This window comes from Algoriphagus sp. Y33 (assembly GCF_014838715.1).
Lineage (GTDB): Bacteria > Bacteroidota > Bacteroidia > Cytophagales > Cyclobacteriaceae > Algoriphagus.
On record NZ_CP061947.1, the window covers coordinates 1506170 to 1528351 of the forward strand.

At 40.6% G+C, this 22182-nt stretch carries 16 protein-coding genes; 5 read left to right on the top strand and 11 right to left on the bottom strand.

Annotation, left to right across the window (positions count from 1 at the left end):
- The first annotated feature begins 2 nt into the window (after positions 1-2).
- Both metH and metF read left to right on the top strand, forming a co-directional pair.
- Positions 3-2699, top strand: a complete 2697-nt coding sequence (gene metH, locus ID165_RS06145; protein ID WP_192349489.1) for a methionine synthase — start codon at positions 3-5, stop codon at positions 2697-2699.
- The gene (gene metF / locus ID165_RS06150) at positions 2696-3649 is read left to right on the top strand and encodes a methylenetetrahydrofolate reductase [NAD(P)H] (protein ID WP_192349490.1); all 954 of its coding nucleotides are present in this window, start codon (positions 2696-2698) and stop codon (positions 3647-3649) included. Before metH ends, metF begins: the two co-directional genes overlap by 4 nt.
- A 127-nt stretch (positions 3650-3776) precedes the next feature.
- Here the strand turns inward: metF and ID165_RS06155 are convergent, their stop codons facing one another.
- The 10 genes from ID165_RS06155 to ID165_RS06200 all read right to left on the bottom strand — a co-directional run bounded on the left by ID165_RS06155 (position 3777) and on the right by ID165_RS06200 (position 18588).
- Positions 3777-4925, bottom strand: a complete 1149-nt coding sequence (locus ID165_RS06155) for a BamA/TamA family outer membrane protein (protein ID WP_225587007.1) — start codon at positions 4923-4925, stop codon at positions 3777-3779.
- A 514-nt stretch (positions 4926-5439) separates the two neighbouring features.
- A complete protein-coding gene (locus tag ID165_RS06160; RefSeq protein ID WP_192349492.1) occupies positions 5440-7053 on the bottom strand; it encodes a RagB/SusD family nutrient uptake outer membrane protein in 1614 nt (537 codons plus the stop codon).
- A 10-nt stretch (positions 7054-7063) separates the two neighbouring features.
- Entirely contained in the window at positions 7064-10357 is a 3294-nt protein-coding gene (locus ID165_RS06165) for a SusC/RagA family TonB-linked outer membrane protein (protein WP_192349493.1), read from the bottom strand.
- A gap of 147 nt (positions 10358-10504) precedes the next feature.
- On the bottom strand, positions 10505-11548 hold the full coding sequence (locus ID165_RS06170; protein ID WP_192349494.1) for a FecR family protein: 1044 nt from the start codon (positions 11546-11548) through the stop codon (positions 10505-10507).
- A gap of 77 nt (positions 11549-11625) precedes the next feature.
- The gene (locus tag ID165_RS06175) at positions 11626-12240 is read right to left on the bottom strand and encodes an RNA polymerase sigma factor (protein WP_192349495.1); all 615 of its coding nucleotides are present in this window, start codon (positions 12238-12240) and stop codon (positions 11626-11628) included.
- Between the two features lie 270 nt (positions 12241-12510).
- Positions 12511-12900: a hypothetical protein gene (locus tag ID165_RS06180; protein ID WP_192349496.1), complete on the bottom strand. Its 390-nt coding sequence runs from the start codon at positions 12898-12900 to the stop codon at positions 12511-12513.
- 12 nt (positions 12901-12912) lie between these two features.
- Positions 12913-14124: a porin gene (locus ID165_RS06185; RefSeq protein WP_192349497.1), complete on the bottom strand. Its 1212-nt coding sequence runs from the start codon at positions 14122-14124 to the stop codon at positions 12913-12915.
- A 539-nt stretch (positions 14125-14663) separates the two neighbouring features.
- Complete coding sequence (locus ID165_RS06190) at positions 14664-15239, bottom strand: phosphatase PAP2 family protein (RefSeq protein ID WP_192349498.1); 576 nt, start codon at positions 15237-15239, stop codon at positions 14664-14666.
- The gene (hemF, locus tag ID165_RS06195) at positions 15236-16147 is read right to left on the bottom strand and encodes an oxygen-dependent coproporphyrinogen oxidase (RefSeq protein ID WP_192349499.1); all 912 of its coding nucleotides are present in this window, start codon (positions 16145-16147) and stop codon (positions 15236-15238) included. The genes ID165_RS06190 and hemF overlap by 4 nt, the downstream gene beginning before the upstream one ends.
- Positions 16148-16164: 17 nt before the next feature.
- Complete coding sequence (locus ID165_RS06200) at positions 16165-18588, bottom strand: BamA/TamA family outer membrane protein (RefSeq protein WP_192349500.1); 2424 nt, start codon at positions 18586-18588, stop codon at positions 16165-16167.
- A 19-nt stretch (positions 18589-18607) separates the two neighbouring features.
- Here ID165_RS06200 and ID165_RS06205 point away from each other — a divergent pair, with 19 nt between their 5' ends.
- Both ID165_RS06205 and ID165_RS06210 read left to right on the top strand, forming a co-directional pair.
- Positions 18608-19360 (top strand): RNA methyltransferase, encoded by a 753-nt coding sequence (locus ID165_RS06205; protein WP_192351340.1) that lies wholly within the window; start codon positions 18608-18610, stop codon positions 19358-19360.
- Positions 19361-19367: 7 nt separating this feature from the next.
- Positions 19368-20354 carry a bile acid:sodium symporter family protein gene (locus ID165_RS06210; RefSeq protein WP_192349501.1) on the top strand — a complete coding sequence of 329 codons (987 nt, stop codon included), beginning with the start codon at positions 19368-19370 and terminating at the stop codon, positions 20352-20354.
- 71 nt (positions 20355-20425) lie between these two features.
- On the opposite strand, the gene ID165_RS06215 is transcribed toward ID165_RS06210, so the two are convergent.
- Positions 20426-21103, bottom strand: a complete 678-nt coding sequence (locus ID165_RS06215) for a hypothetical protein (RefSeq protein WP_192349502.1) — start codon at positions 21101-21103, stop codon at positions 20426-20428.
- A 67-nt stretch (positions 21104-21170) separates the two neighbouring features.
- Between ID165_RS06215 and ID165_RS06220 the strand changes: the two genes are divergently transcribed.
- On the top strand, positions 21171-22166 hold the full coding sequence (locus ID165_RS06220) for an acyl transferase (protein WP_192349503.1): 996 nt from the start codon (positions 21171-21173) through the stop codon (positions 22164-22166).
- Positions 22167-22182 lie beyond the last annotated feature (16 nt).

Sequence of the window (22182 nt, forward strand, 5' to 3'; positions counted from 1 at the left end):
AGATGGCTAGAAATAATTACATGAAACTATCCGGCTTAGAGCCATTGGTTTTTACACCCGAAATTAATTTTGTCAATATAGGCGAACGGACGAATATTACCGGTTCGAAGAAATTTGCCCGATTGATTTTGAATGGAAATTATGACGAGGCACTTGAAGTGGCCTTGGATCAGGTACGTGGAGGAGCTCAAGTACTGGATGTCTGCATGGATGAAGGCATGTTGGATGGGGAGTTTGCCATGGTCAAATTCCTGAATCTGATCGCTTCTGAACCGGAGATCTCAAGAATCCCCATCATGATCGATAGTTCCAAATGGAAAATTATCGTGGCGGGATTGAAGTGTGTTCAGGGAAAAGGCATTGTCAATTCTATTTCCCTGAAAAATGGGGAAGAAGAATTTATCCAACAAGCCAAAACGGTAAAAAAATTCGGTGCGGCAGTGGTGGTGATGGCTTTCGATGAGTATGGACAGGCTGATACCTATGATAGAAGAGTGGAAATCTGTGAGAGGAGCTATAGGATCCTAGTGGATCAAGTGAAGTTTAATCCCCAAGACATCATTTTTGACCCTAATATTTTCCCGGTTGCGACTGGCATGGATGAGCACCGTAAGAATGCATTGGACTTCTTTAATGCGACCAAATGGATTAAAGAGAATCTTCCCGGAGCCAAAGTAAGTGGCGGAGTCAGTAACGTAAGTTTTTCTTTCAGGGGAAACAATCCTGTGAGAGAAGCTATGCATGCGGCATTCTTATATCATGCCATCAAGAGTGGGATGGATATGGGGATCGTGAATCCAACCATGTTGGAAATCTATGATGACATTCCTAAGGACTTACTTGAACGGGTTGAAGATGTACTTTTCGACCGTAGAGAAGATGCTACCGAGCGTATGCTTGATTTCGCAGAAACAGTAAAGTCAGCGGATAAAAAGGAAGTAGTAAATGAGGCATGGCGCTCAGACCCTGTTTCCAAACGAATGGAACATGCGCTGGTGAAAGGTATTTTGGATTTTATAATAGAAGATACAGAGGAAGCTAGAATTGAGCTTAAAAGCCCCCTGAAGGTGATAGAAGGGCCATTGATGGATGGTATGAATGTGGTGGGAGATCTCTTTGGAGAGGGGAAAATGTTCCTTCCCCAAGTAGTGAAATCTGCCCGTGTGATGAAGAAAGCGGTGGCCTATTTAGAGCCGTTTATGCCGCTGCCGGAAGAAGGGCAGGAAGAATCTTCCCTGAAAAAGATTCTTTTGGCAACTGTAAAAGGAGACGTGCACGATATAGGCAAGAATATAGTAGGAGTGGTACTGGCATGCAATAGCTACCAAATCATCGATTTGGGAGTGATGGTGGATGCCCAGAAAATCATAGATGAAGCTGTCAAGAATAAAGTAGATATCATTGGCTTGAGCGGTCTTATTACTCCTTCTTTGGATGAGATGGTCAATGTGGCATCGGAGATGGAGCGTCAGGGAATCAAAATCCCGCTTCTGATCGGGGGTGCGACTACTTCCAGAATCCACACTGCAGTGAAGATCGATCCGGTGTATAGTGGAACTGTAATCCATGTGATGGATGCTAGTAAGTCTGTGCCTATCGCAGGTGAGGCTATTTCTGAGGAGACCAAAGATGCTTACCGGATAAAATACAAGGAAATATATCAACAGCTCAGAGTAGAGCATGAAGCCAAGCAGTCTGTGAAGCAATTGATTTCTTACGAGGAGGCGAAAGCCAATCCTGTAGAGATTGATTGGGATTCATTTGAGCCTGTAGTACCCAATAAACTTGGTAGAACCGTCCTTAAAGATTTGGATCTGAATATTGTCCGCAAGTATATTGACTGGACACCTTTCTTTAGTACCTGGATGCTCAGCGGGAAATTCCCTAAGATATTTTCAGACCCCGTAGTTGGGGCTGAGGCAAAAAAAGTCTATGATGAAGCGAATGAAATGCTGGATAAAGCAATAGCTGAAAAGTGGCTATCTGCAAATGCGGTATTTGGTCTGTATCCGGTGCAGCGAAAAGATGATGATGCAATTGTCTTTGGTGTAGATGGTATTCAGGCCGCATCCTTTCATTTTTTGCGCCAGCAAGGGAAAAAGGGCAAAGGCATTCCAAACCGTTCTTTAGCGGACTATTTACATCCTACCCAAACAGATTATATCGGATGCTTTGCAGTGACCTCAGGTATCGGTATGGAGACCAAGTTGGCTGAATTCCAAAAAGCCGGTGATGATTACAATGATATCTTGTTTAAATCTATCGCAGACAGGCTTGCAGAAGCTGCTGCCGAATATATCCATGAACTCGTTCGAAAGGATTATTGGGGCTATTCCCAGAATGAAAACTTGGAGAATGACTCCTTGATACGTGAAGAATATCCGGGTATCAGACCTGCTCCCGGGTATCCGGCTTGTCCTGAGCATTCGGAGAAGGTCACAATTTCGCAACTATTGGATATGGAAAATGAGATTGGGATCGAGCTGACTTCAAGTTTTGCGATGTATCCCACTTCCTCAGTCTCGGGGTATTTCTTTGCGAATCCCGAAAGTAAATATTTTGGTCTTGGAAAAATAGGAGAGGATCAAGTGGCTAGCTACGCAGAACGCAAAGGGATTTCTCTTAAGGATGCGGAGCGATTGCTTTCTCCAAACCTAGCTTATCAACCTAATTTAACCCTAGTAGAACCTACTTCATGAAAATAACCGAACACTTGGGGAACGCTAAAAGCTCCCTGTTTTCCTTTGAAATACTGCCTCCGCTGAAAGGCCAAAGTCTTAAAGAATTGCTTGAAGGTATAGCACCTTTAATGGATTTTAATCCTCCGTTTGTAGATGTGACTTATCATAGAGAAGAATATATTTATAAGAAACACCCAAATGGATTGCTAGAGAAGATCAGTACAAAAAAACGTCCGGGAACTGTAGGGATTTGCGCAGCGATCATGAATCGTTTTCAGATTGATGCAGTTCCGCATTTGCTTTGTGGCGGATTTACCAAGGAAGAGACAGAAAATGCATTGATCGATTTGAATTTCATCGGAGTAGAAAATGTGCTTGCTCTTCGCGGAGATGCTCCTAAGAGTGAGGGAAAGTTTATACCTGAAGCTGATGGCCATGGCTATGCCAGTGAATTGGTAGAGCAGATTATGAGAATGAACCAAGGACGCTATTTGCATGAGGAAACTGAAATTGGTTTTCAGACAGATTTTTGCGTGGGGGTGGCGGGATATCCGGAGAAGCATTTTGAAGCTCCTTCCATGAAGTTTGATCTTAAATATCTACAGGAAAAGGTTAAAAAAGGTGCTGAGTACATTGTGACGCAGATGTTTTTCAATAACGATAAATACTTCGAATTTGTAGATCAGGTACGGGCGGCAGGAATCACTGTTCCTATTATTCCAGGAATCAAACCAATTACTACCATGGGCCAAATCACCATGCTCCCGCGTACTTTCTTTTTGGACTTGCCGGATGCTTTAATGGATGAGTTGGAGAAATGCAAAACCAACGCAGAAGTCAAAGAAGTGGGGATAGCATGGGCTATTCAGCAGTGTAAAGAACTGGTGAAAAAGAATGTCCCTTCCTTACATTTTTATACCATGAGTAAAGCAGATACAACATATAAAATTGCCAAGGAAATTTTTTAGTTTTTCTTACTTATTATAAAAGCCCCGAAAGACCGTTTTTCTTTTGGGGCTTTTTTCTTTTGGAAAATTCTTAAGGATGATCTTTAACCTCCTTCTTTTATGAAGTAGCCGGTGATCTATTAGGTGATTAGAAAGATTCGTTTATATTTAGATAAAATCCTGAATTCCCTTTTTGTCCAAAAGCATAGTCTGCAGTAATAGTAGTTCTGTTTGCTTTGTTAATCATCACTCGAAGCCCTAGACCATAGCCGGGGTTGATTTTTTTAAATAGGTTTTCATTAGTGAATTTACTTGCGAAACTGGCTGCATTCAAGAAAATTGTCCCACCAAAAGTTTCCTTTTTTTTCTGTAATGGAAACCGATACTCTGCTTCTGAATACACCATGCTTTCTCCCCTGAAGCGACCTTGCGAATATCCTCTACCTGAACGCCCAAACATGTCATAGCCAATCGAAGGTAAGGCCATATATGGTAGATCGCCCGATACAAGGAAATTGACATAACTCCATAAGGCCAATAAATGACGTTTCCGTTTTTCACTTAAAGGGAAGTAATGGCGATAGTCGAGTAGGAGGGTGGAAGAAGATTGATTCGAGCCTAAAAACTCCGGATTGATTTTGTAAGAAACTAAGGCAAAGTTGGTCTCATAGGGCGATACTGCCAAATCCCGGTTTTCCATTACTGCATTCAATGTAATCCCTGAAAGTGTGTTTTTATCTAACTTGAACCCTTTGGTATGATTGTAGAAATCATTGGAGAAAGTAAGCTCTTGGGTGATCCCATCCTTCATAAAATTATCAATTTTCGAGTAGATATCAAGATGATAGCCTACGCCTAAATAAAACTTGGAAGTAGATATTCGCTTTAGCACTGTCTCGTACAATCGTACCCAGTTGTAATCCATTTGCTGTTCTCCCCACCAGACATCTGCTTGTTTTGGGTTTTCGGTAGGTTCGTTTGGGCTAGAACTTCCCAATCCGAAGGTAGGCTGGGATGTAATGAAAAAGCGCCAGTCACCTAAAAGAATCCAGCTATCCTCAGCAAGGAAAATAGTACTCCTAGAGCTGATCAGCCATTGTTTTTTGGTCGTGTACATTAGATTTCCCACGAGATTAGACAGATGGGCGCTTTTAGGATCTCCCATCCTCCATGTAGCTGATGGGGCAATGCCAAATAACCAGCCATTGGCAGGGTTTGAAGCAATTGCAGGCAAAGGGACCAGCTTAAAATCCCGAATCTGATTTGGTCTATAGACTATTGAATCTTGTGCAAGCATGGGCAGGCTGGTCCAAAATAGCAGAGCAAAAATCAGGATCCGTGTCATTAATCCGTGTCATTAAAATGAGATGTCTAGTTGTAGTCGGAAACGCAACTCGTTGTCTTGGGGTAAATCTTTATCTTCAAATGTAAACCGTGTCACTTCAGTTGTCAGTTTATTCTTATGCCCGGCAAAAAACCAATTGAAAGCTAAGGCCAATTCTTGTTGTTTGTTGCTTTCAATAGCCAAGTCTGGAGGTATGAGGGCATATCTTGTAACCTGAATTCGATTATTAAAATATAGAATTATTGGGGTTGAAAACAGATAAAACTAGTGCGCTTTAGTGTGTTTAAGTATCTGATTTTAAGGAGAATGATGGGGGTGATTTTAAAGTTAGATAAAATCACTGAAAATTTCTGTCTAGTTGGTGAATTTTTCGTTTCTTTGGAAAAAATTCAAGGTTCCCAAATATTCGGGAACCTTGAACTAAAATAAACCCAATTTCAACTATTTATAAGCTTTTAAACATTGATTAATAACCAGGGTTTTGTGTCAAATTACTGTTTTTATTGATTTCTTCCTGGGGAATGGGGTAAAGGATCCTGTAATCTCCATTGGGTTCATGAGAAAACCAAGACTTGGTAGTGAACACCCCGAAGCGGATCATATCCTGTCTTCGTCGGCACTCTTCAAAAAACTCATATCCTAACTCATCCATAAACCGACCATAGAGGATGTCATCCCCGCCTTCATGGGTAGTAGCATGCACATCCCTACGTCCATAATCATACCTACTACTTCCCATGAGTTCTGCTGCGGTAACAGGTGCTTCCGCGGGATTATTTCTAAAGCTACGTTCTCTTACCTGTGTCACAATAGCAGCGGCCTCACCGCCATTTCCGGTACGCAGCAAACTTTCCGCTTTCATCATCAGAATATCGGCATATCTAAAAAATGTATAGTCATTGTTCGGTATTACACCGGCACCTTGCTCTACTTCAAATTTGCTTAGACGTAAACCATGAACAGCTTGAGACGTATCAACAGCAGGCAAATCGTTAATCAAAATTAAATCCTCACCTTTTAAAGATCCATTTTGAACCGTTAGCTTATTGCCGTTTCTATCATACAGTTGTCCCTTTAGCCAGTTTTCAGTATACCTCTCATCCAATGGGTTAAAGGTGTCAATAAATTGTGGAATGGCACATATTCCTCCCCAAGGAGAAAATCGAAGGCTGTATGTGTCCTGAGCCTCTTGAGGAAGTGTCTGCATATGATGGTCAAATACATTCCAACCAGCTGTATAGTTTTCATCAAAAATCAATGACCAGATGATCTCTTGTGAATTCTCGTTGTAAACAACAAAATTATTCTTTTGATTGCTTTCCAACTCATATTTGCTGGATGCTATTACAATATCACATTGTTCTATACATTTATCCCACATGGCTTCACCGGTATACACTTCCGCATTCAGATAAAGTTTGGCTAATAAAGTATGTGCCACCCATTTATTAACTCTACCATATGAAGCATTGCCTGTTTCCTCAACTAGCAAATCGATATTGTCAGTAATATCTTTTACCAGAAAGTCAAACACTTCTTTTCGCGTGTTCTGTTCAGGAAGAAATCCCTCGGGAACATCGAATTTTGTAACAATCGGTATGTTTCCATACATATCCAAGAGGACATAATAATAGGTGGCCCTTAGCACCTTAAGTTCAGCCAATGCACTTTCTTTGAACTCTCCCAAAGGAACAAGATCATTATCTATTTGATAAATTATCCTGTTTGTGGTTGTAATCCCTCTATAAGCTCTCCTCCAACACTCAACAATTACCAGATCATCTGCAGTCCACTTATGCTCATGGAGTCTTCTGTAATCACCGGCATCTACCCAGCCCCATGGTCTTTTTGGGATAACCAATGCATCAGAGCTGACATCTTGTGCCCAAAAGTAGCTCCCCCATCCTCCGAAAAGGTCTTTCCAGGGAACGTATGCGGATGCAATTATGGAACCTACTTCACTTTCTGTAACCTCAAAGTCTTTAGCGATCAGTGTGCTGTAACTTTCATCTGTCAGTTCTGTGCAACCGATGCTATTCAGTAGAATAGCTGATAAGAGAAATATTTTTATTGCTTTCATTTTTCTGAATTTAGAATTTTATACTAGCTCCAATTGTAAATGTCCGGGTAGTTGGATACTTATCCCTATCATCAATGCCTGGAGACAAACCGTTCCAATTTACCTCAGGGTCTATACCTTTGTATTTGGTGATAATGAAGGTGTTAAGTGTAGAAACATGAAATCTTATGGAGTGGATATGCTTCGATTTGAGCTGGTTGACATTATACCCCAAAGTAATATTATCGATCTTTACGAAGTCCCCATCCTCCACATAGTAATCGTTATATTCCAGAGGGACATTTTCATTTAATATCGTCTTTCCAAAAACAGGTTCATATGCTGATTTCAGACGGTTGTACCGCTCATCTCCCGGGTTCTCATAATACATCCTTTGAAAGTTGATAATTTGGAACTTAAAGGAACCTCGCATGGTCACGCCAAAATCAAAATTCTTATAGTGAACGGTGTTGTTCCAGCCGGCATGGAAATCAGGAATACCATTTCCTATTATTTGCTTTTCATCGAAACTTCTGTTAAAATCGCCATACGCCACCTCTTCTCCTACACTGTTTTCGTAAATCCAATAGCCATCATCCGATATGTCTGCTACGTTGTAACCGTGAAAATTACCTATTTCACCTCCTATTTCTACAAGGTGTGTATGTGTTTGGATAGGTACTCCGGTATGTCCCGTCGGAAAATAATTCGTCTCTAATTTGTACAAATCATTCGATAAGCTTACAAGCTTGTTGGTATTGGTGGAGTATAACAACTGTGTAGTCCAATTTACATTCTTTGTTTTTACCGGTTCTATTGACAGACTGACTTCAAGCCCCTTATTTTCCATCATACCAACATTCGCTCTTGTAGACGGATAAATATTGGGAGGACTAGGTACCTGGTAGTCGTACAACAATCCATCAATTCGTCTTACGTAATAATCCACCGTGCCATATACCCTATTATTAAACAATTCAAAATCAACACCTACGTTAAATTCCTTCTTTTCCTCCCATTTCAAATATGGATTTGGGTTCCTTGTAGGAACCAAAGAGCGTACCCAGGCACCATTGACCAAGTAATAGTCTGAGAAACCTAGTGTAGCAACACCTAAAAAAAGATCGGCCGGAGCGTTTCCGGTGACACCGTACCCAGCTCTTAGCTTCAGGTTATTGACAACACTGATATTATCCATAAAGCCTTCTTCATGTATTCTCCACCCTAATGATAAAGCAGGGAAAGTTCCCCATGGTTTTTCGGCACCATACAGTTGGCTTGCTGCTTCACGACGTACGCTGGCCAAAAGCAAATATTTATCTTTGTAGGTGTAATTGACTCTACCGAAAAAACTGATCAGGTTGGTTTTTCCTCTGGAGCTGCTCTGGCTGGCTAACCCATCTGCAAGGGCTTTTCCTGCCCCAATATCTGCATATCCAACTTGATCGGTTGGAAAGTCAAAGTTACTCATCGACATATCAAACCACTCGTTTTCTTGATAACCATATCCTCCGAGTACCGAAAATTCATGTCCACCGAATACTTTTGAATAATTGGCAGTAAGCTCTGAATACTTATTTGAGGCATCTCTGTTACCTATTGAAGCATAACCGTTACGGCCGTCCCGTATATTGCTGATATGGTTCTTGGTCTCAGAGTAACCCCGGGCATCATTGAACTTATCATAGGCAAACATCGCTTTTAGGCTTAGTCCTTCTAAAGGCATATATTCTATAGTACTATTATACCTGGTAAATTGGCTTCTCTTACGACCATCGCTTTCGTATAATCTGGACAAGGGGTTTTCATAGTCAAAGATCCCTTCCTGAAACCATCTGCCATCCTCCGTTTTGATTGGAGAAGTGGGGTTCTGAATAGTCATTTGACGGTAGGTCCAACCACTAAAACTGGTATTATCTCCTGTGGTAGTGAATGAATTTTGTCTTCCCAGTATACCTATATTAAATACCAGTTTATCATTAAGCATTTTGTGCTTGATATCAACACGGCCACTAAAGGTTTTGTTGTCAGATTTAAGCATGATGCCTTCCATATCGCGATAGTTGAGATTAATGAGGTAACTGGTTTGCGCTTTGCCTCCACGATAGGTCAGGTTATGAATTTGTGAAAAGGGGCTCCTTGTTCCTTCTTTAAACCAGTCGGTATCAGAACCGTTATCCCAACTCGCATCCCGAGTCCCATCTGCTATTTGCTTTCTATAATCAGCTGCCGTAAGCATATCCAGTTGTCGGTAAACCTGATCTGTGCTCATTTGTACACTGTATTCAACAGAATTGATTTGATTCTTATCAAAACCTTTGGTGGTGATCAATATCACCCCGTTGTTTCCGCGTACACCATAAATCGCCGCTGCGGAACCATCTTTAAGTACATCAATAGATTCTATATCCTCGGGAGCAACTGTCCGGAAGTCACCGGGAATCCCATCTATTAAAATCAAAGGAGACGAACTGGCACCTAAAATAGTTGTATTGCCCCTAAGCGATACCTGCACCCCGCTGGTAGGGTCCCCACTGGTGGATCCAATAGTCAATCCTGCCACTTTACCTTGAATCAATTGCCCCACATCCTTAACCGGTGCCCTGACAAAATCTTCCGCTTTTACAGAAGCTACTGAACCGGTTACATCTCCCTTCTTTTGGGTGCCATATCCAATTACCACTACTTCTTCCAATGCTAAAAGATTTTCATCCAATTGGACATCAATGACAGTTTGGTTGCCCACTGTCACAGTGGTGGTTTCATATCCTATAAATGAAAATACCAAGGTGGCCCCTTCGGCTACTTCTATGGAATAATTACCGTCAATATCAGTTACAGTGCCTGAGGAAATTCCCTGAATGCTCACGACGACTCCTGGAATGGGTTCACCCTCGGAATCCGTAACTTTTCCTGTTATTATTACTGCTTCAGAGATCACCACCTGTTGTTGCGTTTTTGAAGGTGATTGGCTGATGTCTATATTATGATTGACCTGTTTGAAGCTAAGGTTTGACTGATAGACAATTTCCCTTAAATGGTCCTCAATGGTGTTTTGAGAAGACGAGAAGCGGTAAACCTCATTGCGGTCTACATGCCTTTTGTCATAAGAAAAGTTAAAATCAGTTAGTTTTTCCACCGTGGAAATGAAATGTTTCAGAGTCATTTCCTTGCTGCCCAGATCGATGGACACCTCATCGATGGACTTCAACTGCGCATTTACCTCTCCGGCGGTTACCAATGAGATAAATATCATTTGGATAAATATTCCATATAGGAAATACTTCGACAACATATAGATTGTCCTTTGTAATTTTAAATTCATAATTTTGAGTTTAGTAAAGTTCAGAAAACAGGGTAGAGGATGCGTCCATTCCCCAATGTACTTGCATTCATACTACCCCTTTTGACTTGGCCATCCGCCTCGGCGGATGGTTTTTTTATGAGCTGTTAATTTTCATGGTTATTTGGGTTAAAATTTGATCTGTATTTTTTTTTCATTAATCTCATATTCAAACCTTTCTACATAAGACATGCGATCAAGCACCATTTTCAAACTCTCATTATTATACCTTCCGGTGAGATGCCAGGATTGTGTTGGACTTCCTGTTGTTTGGATATTCACGCCATACCACCTTTCCAGTTCTTCGATGACTTCTAAATAAGGAGTTTCCTTAAAGTGTAGAATTCCATCTTTCCAACCGGTTACCCAATCTCCTTTAAATTCGTCTACCAGAGTTTTCTGTTCAGTTTTGATGTATTGGAGTCTTTGTCCGGGGGAAAGCAGGATCTTTTCCTGTGTGTCTTTGTTTTCCACTTTTACTTTACCGTGTACAAGTGCCACATTTAACCGGTCTTTGTGGAAGGTATTGATGTTAAAAGCGGTTCCTAATGCAGTAGTCGATAGGCTACCTGTGACTACCTGAAAAGGACGTTCGGGGTCTTTGGCTACGTCAAAATAAGCCTCGCCTATAAGATGTACACTTCTCAGTGAATCGGGAAAGTTTGAAGTGAATTCCAGTTTGCTGTCTGAATTGAGCCAAACCAAGGTGCCGTCTGGAAGTTTAAATTTACTTTTTTGACCTCTCAGGGTCTGTTTTTGAATGGTAGTAATAGGTGATTCTTCCTTAGTGCTTTTTTCCGGTGAAAAAGGAGGTTGAGGCAATCCAAGAAACAAAAAAAATGCAAGTAAAAAGACAGCAGCTACCTTTGCCCCCAAAGCAAGATGATTGCTCCACGGAGGTAATGTGGAAGCCTGTTTGCTTTTTTCTTTATCAGTGGGTTGGCTTTCTTTTCGAAAAATCTCTAAAAGTATTTTCTCTTTTTCCAGGTCAGGGAGTTCATTACGGGTAATTTGGATACCCAGCACCATTTCCCTTGCGGCGAAAAAATCCTCACGCTTCTCAGGGTGCACATCCAACCATTTTTGCCAGTAACGGTCCGTATGTTCATCAGGCTTTTTGACCCAACGTACAAATTCTTTATTCTTTAAAAGTTCACTAACTTGGTCTTTCATGGATTTTTTTGTGCTCCTCCGTATATAACAGGAAGAAACCTCAAGAAAACCATCACGAAAATCCGAAAATTTTTAAATTATTTTTTGATGAGCGTAGATTTTAAAAAATCAATGGTGCGGTACAATAGGGTTCTGGTAGCTTTTAGACTGGAAAATCCCATAATTTCTTTGATCTGCTCATAGCTCAAATCCTCAAAAAAATAATAATAGACCATTTCTCTTTGCCGTGTTGTCATTTTTTTGAGCGCGGTATTTAGTTGTTTAACCTGTTCTTCTTGGATCTGTTGATTGATCAAAATTTGTTCGTGGGAAAAAGTTAACTCAAAATGGGTGATTTGATCTAACGGGATTACTTTGTGAAGCAAGGTGTTCTTTTCACGGACTACTTTTCTTCTCAAGGCTTTAAACAAATAGAATTTTATAGAGCCTGTTTTGCCTAATTTTTGACGGTTGGTCCGGATTTCTACGAATAGGTCTTGAATGGCATCCTTTACCAATTCCTCATCATCGGAAAACTTGCACCCGTAATCAAATAAGTCAGATACATAAATTTCATATATGCGGATGAAGCTGGATTCACAGCCAGACCTGAATGCATCCCAAAGGCACTCCTGATGGGGGATGTCATAGTCTTTTAGGGTAGATAAGTTCCTTTGGTCAGGAACCTCCACCAAGCGGTTTACTTCGGTCATTTGGGCAGGGTTTATTAGTGTGATTTGTTAAAACACTCAGTAAGCTAATAAAAAAATGTATAAATGACATAAATAAAACATTGCTTTCAGTGAATTAAAGCCATAGTGTGTTTGATGTATATCTTTTTTACAAGAGGTTATAGTAATGCAGGAAACAGGGAAATAGCTTTTAAAAATCTATGATATAAGATAGTAACAAAGAGGACAATTATTCAATCCCCATTGTCATCAATGGCTTAGAAGACTAAGTCCATATTCTTTGCGTGATGTCTAAAAATATAGCGCTGCTAAAGCTGGGCTAGAACTTCCCAATCCGAAGGTAGGCTGGGATGTAATGAAAAAGCGCCAGTCACCTAAAAGAATCCAGCTATCCTCAGCAAGGAAAATAGTACTCCTAGAGCTGATCAGCCATTGTTTTTTGGTCGTGTACATTAGATTTCCCACGAGATTAGACAGATGGGTGCTTTTAGGATCTCCCATCCTCCATGTAGCTGATGGGGCAATGCCAAATAACCAGCCATTGGCAGGGTTTGAAGCAATTGCAGGCAAGGGGACCAGCTTAAAATCCCGAATCTGATTTGGTCTATAGACTATTGAATCTTGTGCAAGCAAGGGCAGGCTGGTCCAAAATAGCAGAGCAAAAATCAGGATCCGTGTCATTAATCCGGGTCATTAAAATGAGATGTCTAGTTGTAGTCGGAAACGCAACTCGTTGTCTTGGGGTAAATCTTTATCTTCAAATGTAAACCGTGTCACTTCAGTTGTCAATTTATTCTTATGCCCCGCAAAAAACCAATTGAAAGCTAAGGCCAACTCTTGTTGTTTGTTGCTTTCAATAGCCAAGTCTGGACGTATGACAGCATATCTTGTAGCAATTTCCAAAGGGTCAGGCCAAAAATTAAATAGTTGTGAAGGGAAATATCCTGCTGCCAAGTAGAATCCGCCCAAATCAGTATTGATTTCATCAAAGTTATCATAGATGTTTTTGCGATGGAATTCACTAGCCCAAGAGAAGCCTTTGTAGTTAAAAGCTGTCTCAATTTGATATTGTTTTACTACATATTGAGCGTCGTTGGTCCCTTCAAATCCTGAGAGATTTCCTCCTCCGGAGGTAGAAAAACGAGTGTAGGGGCTGGTATTGGTGATAGCCGCAATGGCTACAAGCCCCGCCGGCTTTTGTGAGATTTTCAGATCACCTCCGGAGAAAGGCACTTCCCTGCCAAGGAAATTCCATTGGAATCTACCAAAATACATCATTTTGGAATCGTCATTTTGAGTGGCTGCACGCCCCATGCCTGTAAATACAGCTGCCCAATAGTTGAAATTTGCTATTCCACCCCCATCAAGATTCCCATAAACCTCTACACCTTGCTGTCTATCTACGGTGAATTTTCTGTTCAACAGTGATCTATCTACCATTTGCTGATCACCACTACTTATGAACCGCTCTCTGGTAAATTCTACTTTCCATTGACCTGCTTTAAAGTTTAGCCAAGGCCATTTTTCGATCATGACCCGGTAGTCAAGCAATAAGCTTCTCGATAGCTCATATTCAAAGTAGTATTTAATCCAAGGCTGGTAGGCATGCCCGCCGACTTTTAATCGTGCTCTGTTTATTTTAAAAACCCGTTGATCCTGATTACGAAAGTCAGCAAACGTAATCGGATCTTGATCATCCGGCAAGGCAAATCTTAGCTGGAGTCTGGCTCCTATCTGCATTTCATATTTTCCATCTTCACTTTTAAGAACAAACCCCTTTGAAGTGTGATTCAGAAAAGACTCTTTTTTCATTTGGGATGCTTGAATACTGTCACTCTCTTGGGCAAAACCACATACTATGAATGTGAAAAAACTAATGAACAGGAGAAAATAAAATAATTTCATGTGCAAGATTATTCGCTTAATCTCATTTTGAGAGGATGGACGTTTTTTCGCAGGCACAAATAACGTGAATAGCACCGAGAATATTCTCAATAGCCCCATGGAAATCGCCTTTAACAATCCTGAAATGGGTAACCCTTCCCTGAGTTGACTTTTTTAAGAAAGTGATCATATTTGAGTATATGAATCTTGTTTCGAACACTCGAAGGGATTTTTGGAGTAAAATAGGTGTTTTTGCAAACGCTTCAATATACAGTTGGTGCAAATACAATGGATATGTAATTGCAGGCATATGCCTCTGGAATCTCTGAAGTTCCTTCCTGTCGAATTCCATCAGGATTAAGCAATAATTGCTCTCTGAACAAATCCAATATCTTTACGTGCAGTCTTGGAAGTATTTCCTGATACGCTGAGCCGGTCCCAAAGACAGTTCGGAACTACTGTCTTTGGGAATATGTAGAAAAACCCATGATAAGCAAAGGCAAAAAAAACTTAATTCCGTTCAGGTAGCCATTTATAAGGCCTACATTTTCCATCAAGTACTATTTCAGTAGTATTTTAAGAATCTCTCTTTTGATAAAAACCACTAAAATCCAAGATAAAAGTGCTGCAAGGAGCCCTACCACTGCCCCCACCAATACATCAGCGGGATAGTGTACTCCTAGATAAATTCTGGTGTAGGATATTACTGCGGCCCATAAAAACAGCCATGGAAGAAACTGGAGCTTGCCTCTCATTTTAAGGTTTAGGAAAAGCGCCAACCCAAAGGTATTGGCAGCATGGGAGGAAGCAAAACCAAATAAGCCTCCACATCTGCCATAATTGTGAATCACTTCATCCCATCGCTCATCATGGCAGGGTCTTAGCCTTTCGAAAAAAGGTTTCATAAAAGCTGAAGTCACTTGATCGGAAATCAGAATGGTCAACGCTATCCCTCCAAATACCCACCAGCTGGCCTTGGGTTCTACTCTATAGATGAAGTAAATCAAGACAGCATAAAACGGAACCCAAACAAGTGTTTGGGATAGTTGAAAAGCGACCGCATCCAGCGAGTCTGTATGAAAGGAATTTAGCCAAAGGAACAATTCCTCATCCCAAGTTTTGATTTGCTCGATCATTTTACATAAGATAACCAGTCAATTCTTTTTTTGAGGTGGTTTTGGGTGTATTCTTCCTTGGTTCCTACTTTAGGCTCATGCATGTATTCCCACTCAGCTATAGGAGGCATACTCATCAAAATACTCTCAGTACGTCCATTGGTGTCCAGTCCGAATTTGGTGCCCGCATCCCATACCAAGTTGAATTCCACGTATCTGCCCCTTCTAAGGTTTTGCCAAGATTTCTCGTTTTCTCCGTAGTTTATTTGGGAATTTTTCTTCATAAAATATCCATATACTTTCGGAAACAAGCGTCCTAATGACAAACTGAATTGAAGTATGTTTTCAAATTCGTTGTCATCTTTTGCTTTCAATCTGTCGTAGAAAATCCCTCCAATTCCCCGGGTTTCATCTCTATGCTTGATGTAGAAATAGTCGTCCGCCCAGTCTTTAAATCTAGGATAGTAAGTAGAATTATATTGGTCACAGACATTCTTTACTTCCTGATGAAAATATTTTGCGTCATTTCCATCGATATAATGAGGAGTTAAATCTATTCCTCCTCCAAACCAATGCTCTCCATTATCCATCTCAAAGTATCGGATGTTCATGTGGATAATCGGTACCATCGGGCTTTTGGGATGCAAGACAATAGATACACCGGTTGCGAAAAAATCAGCTTTTTTCAGATTTAATTTTTTCAGAATTTTATCGGGAGTAGGGCCATGTACTGCTGAAAAAGCAACCCCTCCTTTTTCAATAATGTTTCCATCCTTGAAAATCCTGGTTCTGCCGCCACCTCCCGCAGATCTTAGCCACTTATCTTCTATGAATTTTCCGCCACTATCAGCCAATTCCAGTTCTTTGCAGATATAATCCTGCATCTGACGGTAAATTTCAGCTATTTCTTCTTTACTTTTTCGCGACATAGTTGATTGTTTTTTCCTTAGAATGGATAACCTATACCAAAGTTAAGAACAGTTTGGCCTTTTAGACCAAAAAGTCGGTTGAATGATATATTGTCCAGCACCCATCGTTCGCCTTCCGGCATAGACGGGTCTACAGCTTTGGTGGCCAAATCGAGACGAACCACCAAGAAGTTAAAATCCATTCGCAAGCCCAATCCTGTTCCGATAGCTATTTCTTTATAAAATCGATCAAACCTGAAATCAGCACCCGGCCGGGAATTGTCTGCACCAATTACCCACGCATTTCCCGCATCCACAAAAACAGCCATATCGAAATAGCCTACTAAATTTCTCCGATATTCCAGCATGGTCTCCATGATCATTTCTGCCGGTTGCTCAAAGGCATAATCATATCTTCCTCTATCCCCGATGGGCGGTGTATAACTGCCGGGTCCAAGTCTTCTGGCTTGCCAAGCTCTGATGCTTGTGCCCCCACCGGCAAAGAAATATTTCTCATATGGCAAGATCCCATTACTTACACCGTAGGGATTTGCAATTCCGAAGTTGGCTCTGTATGCCAGGGTTGTTTTTTGGTCTAGGGGATAATATCTTCTGAAATCTGCCTGAAGCTTAAGCCATTGAAATCTGGCGAAATCAGTAGTTTCGCTATTGCTGGGAGGTCTTCCAAAATTCAATGTAGTTCCACCGCTTTCTACAAATAATTTGAGCAAAGAGGCTTTGTTAGATGAATTATAATTGCCGTAGTTGTTGAAATTGATAATCGATTGAGCTGAAATGCTACTTATAAAAGAGGGTAAGAAAGACCAGATTAAATTATTCCCCTGACTTTCGAGATCCTGTAGAACTTGGGCAAATTCATTTGAAATGTTTGGAGTACGTATGTAATTGATATCTGCCGCATTTACCGTGAATTGCTGCCTATTTCCTCTAGTTACCCAGGTATATGCAAGAAGGGCATTCAATCCGGATCGGGTGTATTCGGGGCGATTAGTGTAATTATAGCCGATCTGGGCACGCGTATTAGGGTTGTATCTTCCGAATTTCCGTAAGCTTTCCCCGTAAAATGGAATTAGAAACCTTGGGAAAATCACGGAAGCTGAAGTACCGAATTCCTTGCTTTGATAGACTCCTTGATCAGTGGCTGAAGCAACACCTTCGTACCCTATCCTTGTATTGAACTCCAATATTTCTCCAGCTCTGAAGAAGTTTCTGTTTCTCAAAACTATGCTAAAAAAAGGTCCCGGTAATTGTTCGGTAATACTCAATCCCAGCTGGTTGGTAAGCTGATATTTTTGGTTGGGTTGTGTCGAAATCCTAGCGGTAAGACTGGTTCCTACCGTGTCAAATGAAATATTGATGTATCTAAAAAGGTCAAGGTTACTGAGCTGTTTTTGGGTTTCTACTATGTCTAATCTCTTATATTCTTGTCCTTCATCGAACAAAATCCTAGAACTGAGCAATTTGGCGGAAAAACGATCTCTGTAAAATGTGAAATCAATGTTGCGGTAATTTCTTTGCTCCTTTTCATCCACGAAAGCATCACTGGGAGGACTGATTTTGAAGGTGATAGAATCTACCCTATAAACCTCATGTTTTTCTGCGAAGGAAGGCTTGAGGATTCGCTGCTCTACGTTGATTTTCTTCGAAGTGGTATCATAGTAGAGATTGTAATCGATAAAACTCTTTGTGAACATGAAGTATCCATTATTCTTGAGAAGTTCTTCCAAGCGATTCCTTTCCTTTGTGAAATTACCCTGGTCGTAATTGTCTCTTTTTCTTATATAAGACTCACTTTTGGAGATATCGATCAGACTTAATATTCCTTCATTATCAGAACTGGTATAGATGGAATCAAGCAAATAGGGTTCTTTTTCTTGAATGGTGTAGATTACTTCGGCCTTTTTTTTCTTCACATTTACTTCATAGGCGACTTGAGCATCCAAAAAACCTTTGTTGTACAGGTAATTGTCTATTTCTGTGACCGTTTTTTCAGTAAGTGCACTGTCGAGAATGGTAACGGGATTTCCTGTCCTCATCAGAAAATTTCCGTACTCCGCCATTTTTTCTAAGTCTTGTGTTTTTGTCTGGAGCTTGTCCCGTTTTTTGAGGAGTTTTCGTTCCTCCGGATTTTCGTTAAGACTATCTTTGGCTTCTTGAAGCTCAGAATTAGTTAAGATTAGTTTCTCGCTTACTTTTGTGCTGTCATAAAACACCTTACCCAACCGATAAATACTTACACCGAGAGATGAATTTGTAAGAGGGATTGTAGTATTGGGTTCTTGAAAAAACAATCCTTGAATCTCTAAGTGATTTGCTTTTTCTACACCTTTCAGCTTGTTGCTTCTTAGGACGTATTTTCCTTCAGGTAAGTTTTTGCTCAATGAGCAAGCATACATGCCCCAGAGGACACAGATAAAAAGTATATATTTGGAGAATTTCAAAATGGCAGAGTCAATCCGAATGCTTAGCAAAAATACAGTTAAGTTTATTAAATCCTTACATCAAAAGAAAATCCGAAATCAGGAGCAAAAGTTCTTTGTGGAAGGCGAAAAGAGTGTTTTAGAAGTACTTAGCTCCAGTTTTGGAGTAGAGTTACTTATTGCAACAGAATCTTTTTTCGAAAGGAATAGAATCCTAATTGAGAACTCGTGCCCCCAAGTGATTTTGGCTACGCAAAACCAACTGGAAAACCTTGGTCAATATCAAAGCAATGATAGTGCCTTAGCTGTTGTACACATGAAGTCTAACAGTCCTTTTGATTTTCCGGGAAATGAATTTGTAATTGGGCTTGATGATGTACGCGATCCCGGCAATCTTGGGACAATTATTAGAATTGCGGATTGGTATGGCATCAAAAATCTTGTGTTTTCACCGCAAACTGCAGATTTTTATAATCCTAAGGTGATTCAATCCAGCATGGGGTCATTTACAAGGGTTAATTTTTTCTATGCAGATCTGGATAAAGTTTTTCGCCAATGGAATGTTCCCATCTATGGCGCATTTCTCCACGGTAAGAATGTCCATCAATTGCCGCAAATCTCTGCCGGAGTTATTCTAATGGGGAATGAGTCAAATGGCATTTCGGAGGAGTTGGGTGAACTTGTGACTGATAAAGTGACGATTCCGGGATTTGGCCAAGCGGAGTCTTTAAATGTGGCTATTGCAACTGCTATTCTTTGTGACAATTTCAAACGATTAGCAATAAACAGTTAACACTCGGATGGTTCAAAAATTAGCGAAAACGCTGAATAAAGTAGGTATTAACGGTTTTTTGTTAGGTTTATTTGCGGCGATTTTACTGGCCTGGATATTTCCTTTTGTAGGTTCTAATCAATCTCCCGTACCCTGGAAGCCTATTATCAATGTAGGGATTGGGTTAGTATTCTTTCTGTATGGTGTGAAACTTGATCCTGTTCAGCTGAAAGCAGGTTTGAGAAATTGGAAGCTGCATGTACTTATTCAGCTGACTACCTTTGTGATATTTCCACTGCTTGTGCTTGCGATCGTACCTTTTATGAGCTGGATCGACAAGGATTTCCAGTTGGGGATCACTTACCTTTCAGTACTTCCGTCTACGGTGAGCGCATCTGTGGTTATGGTTTCCATTGCTCATGGGAATATTCCAGGAGCTATATTCAATGCAAGTATTTCCAGCCTGCTCGGTGTGGTGATTACTCCCGCTTGGATGGGGATTTTGGCAGATTCTGCTGATATTGAGATGGATTTTATTCCTACTTTAGGGGAATTGTCGGTCAAGGTATTGCTTCCTGTGGTATTTGGGATTGTATCTCATAAGTGGCTTTTTCCGAAAATCAAAAAGCATCTCCCGGCACTCAAATACATAGATCAGACCGTGATTATGATCATCGTATTTACATCTTTTGCAGAATCCTTTTCCCGGCAGATTTTCTCTCCTTATAAGATGAGTGTCTTATTGGAAGTGGGAGCTACCATGTTGGGACTCTTTGTTCTGGTTTGGTTAGTTATCGAGGGATTATGCAGATTGTTGGGCTTCAGCTGGGAAGACCGTGTGACTGCGTTGTTTTGCGGTTCTAAAAAATCTTTAGTCCAAGGAGTGGTGATAGGAAAAGTGGTTTTCCCGGACCCAGCCATCTTGGGATTGGTTTTGCTTCCTGTGATGCTTTACCATATTCAGCAGCTTATCCTAGGCAGTTTTATTGCCTCCAGGTTTGCAAGAAGGGTTTGAGATTGACCTAGGTTTAGTATAGCGCACGTTTCCGGTTAATCAAAATTCAAAAGTCCTTGGAATAGGGTTTTTTAGTTAGACGGTCGTGTAATTTGGCTAAGCGTGACTTCTGGGCTAAATACTTCATTACTTTTGTTTAGAGCCCTGTCTTGAATTTCCACAGCAATTTGTAGCGTATCATTTCTAAATATAGACTCCCAACCGGAAGAAAGCATTCCATATTTTATATTCCCCTCTACGGCTTGACCTTCTTCAGTGGTGAGTATTCTGGGAAAACGTCCATTAAATGTAGTGTAAAAAGGGGGGTCTTGCCATCTGAACTCTGTAAATTGTCCGTTTCTCTTAATAAAGAACTTTATGAAAATGTTGAATTGGTTAGGGTTTTGCTTTACCCAAATAGTGTCATTTACTTTGACATTTCCTACCAAAGGGTTTACCAACCAATCCAGCTGGTTGTAAGATGGAGCATCGGGAGGCCTCGTGCTATAAGTGATCAATTCTCCTGCTGAAGTTCGCTGGAAATCAAATTCATGAAAGGGAGGGGCATTATCTGTACCCGATAAACCCAAATCTCCCTCTGCATCTTCGAAATCAATTCCAATAATCAATGAATCAGAACCTGAAGTAGGTGCGTATTCGATTGATTCAAAGGTGATTTTAGGGACTGAGGGAAAATTGTCCGGAGGATTGATACAGGCAGCTGCAAGAATCAGCAAAAAGAATATTCCTAAATAGCTTTTTAAACGCATAGGGCGAAAGTAAATTTACCACCAAATTAAACCAATACTTTGGTTGGTTGTTGCAAAATATAAAACGATGCAGGATTTTAAAAGTTTTTCGGATAAGCTAAGTAAGTTGAAATCGGATGAATTCGAAAATCTTGCGCTTGAACTTTTTCAATACCAGTCACAAGCTAATCCAATTTACAAGAAATATATTAAGGCCAGGCGAATAGATACGGAGTCTGTGAAAACTTTGGATCAAATCCCTTTCTTACCCATTCGGTTTTTTAAAGATCATAAAGTTGTATCTGGAAATGAAGAAGGTTATACTGATTTTTTCTCCAGCAGCGGAACTACAGGTATGATCACCAGCCGTCATTATATCTGGTCAGAGGAGTGGTATTTGGCTCATGCCCAGCACATATTTGAAAGCAATTTCGGGAAGTTGAAAGAGTTTCATGTATTGGCACTTTTGCCTGCATATCTGGAAAGAAAAGGCAGTAGCCTAGTCAGTATGTCAGATCATTTTATTCGGGAAAGCAATTCTGGGCATTCTGGGTTTTATCTCTACAATCAGGATGAATTGCTGAATAAAATGCAAATGCTGGCAAAAGATGATCGAAAAATTCTATTGCTCGGTGTGACTTTTGCCCTGTTGGATTTAGCCGAATCGGGAAAGGATTTTACTTCACCACCAAATCTTATTGTCATGGAAACAGGTGGAATGAAGGGAAGGAGAAAGGAAATGATCCGGGAGGAGGTACACGATATTCTGAGGCCTTTTTTCGGTGTAGATGTCATACATTCTGAATACGGAATGACGGAATTGATGTCGCAGGCCTATTCTAAGGGCCAAGGAAAATATATACTTCCTAATTCTATGCGTATTATGCTTAGGGATGTGAATGATCCACTTTCCATTTCGCAGCGATCTCAGGGAGGAATCAATGTGATCGACTTGGCAAATTTCCATTCCTGTGCATTTCTGGAAACCCAGGATTTGGGAAGATTTGACGAAAATGGAATGCTGGAAGTTTTGGGGAGGTTTGACAACAGTGAAATAAGAGGGTGTAACCTCTTGGTGCAATAATTGCTATCTAAGGATT